At 72.6% G+C, this 758-nt stretch carries 1 pseudogene; it reads right to left on the bottom strand.

The annotated features are described in order from the left end of the window. Positions 1-20: 20 nt before the first annotated feature. Positions 21-695 (bottom strand): annotated as a pseudogene (locus G6R24_RS21230) (LysR substrate-binding domain-containing protein); the annotation flags it as partial. Between the last annotated feature and the right edge of the window lie 63 nt (positions 696-758).

A 758-nucleotide genomic window follows, 5' to 3' on the forward strand; every position in this document is an offset into this window, starting at 1 on the left:
CGCAGCGCCGTGCGTTCCTAGGCGCCGGCCTCACGGCAGACATCCAGCGCCTGGGCGCGGAAGCAGTGGCCGTCCTCGAGCAGGAGCAGCTCCTGGCCGCCGAGCGCCGCGACCGGCAGCGAACTTCCCCCGGCCAGTGGATGGGCGGCGGCGGTGACCAGGACGAACTCCTCGTCGTAGAGGGGGATCTCGCCGATGCCGGGCTCGTCGTTGGGCAACGCGAGCAGCGCGAGGTCGAGCGCGCCGCCGCGCAGCTCGGCCAGCAGGGTCTCGGTCTGCGCCTCCCGCAGCCGCAGCGGTGGGGTCCGGCCACCAGCATCCGCACCGCCGTCGCCGCCGCGCAGCGCGGGCAGCAGGCGGGGCAGCAGGTAGGGGGCGATGGTCGGGATGACGCCCAGGCTCAGATCTCCGGCGAACGGCTCGCGGGCTCGCAGCGCCACCTCGCTCAGGTCGTCCACGGCGCCGAGCACGACCCGGGCGCGGCGGACGATCTCCTCGCCGACGCCGGTGAGCAGCACGCTGCGCGTGGTGCGTTCGACCAGGCTCACCGCGAGGGTGCGTTCGAGGGCGGCGACCGCGCTGGACAGGGTGGGCTGGCTCACGTGCAGCGAGGCCGCGGCCCGACCGAAGTGACGGTGGTCGGCGACGGCCACCAGCGCACGAAGCTGGGTCACCGTGGGCTGCGGACTAGCCATAGAGCAATGGCCGTAGGTTAAATGATCCCTTGGAGGTTTGAGGGATGGTTGGTCATCGGAAGT

Origin of the sequence: Candidatus Frankia nodulisporulans, from assembly GCF_902806475.1 — a bacterium.
Classification (GTDB): domain Bacteria; phylum Actinomycetota; class Actinomycetes; order Frankiales; family Frankiaceae; genus Frankia; species Frankia umida.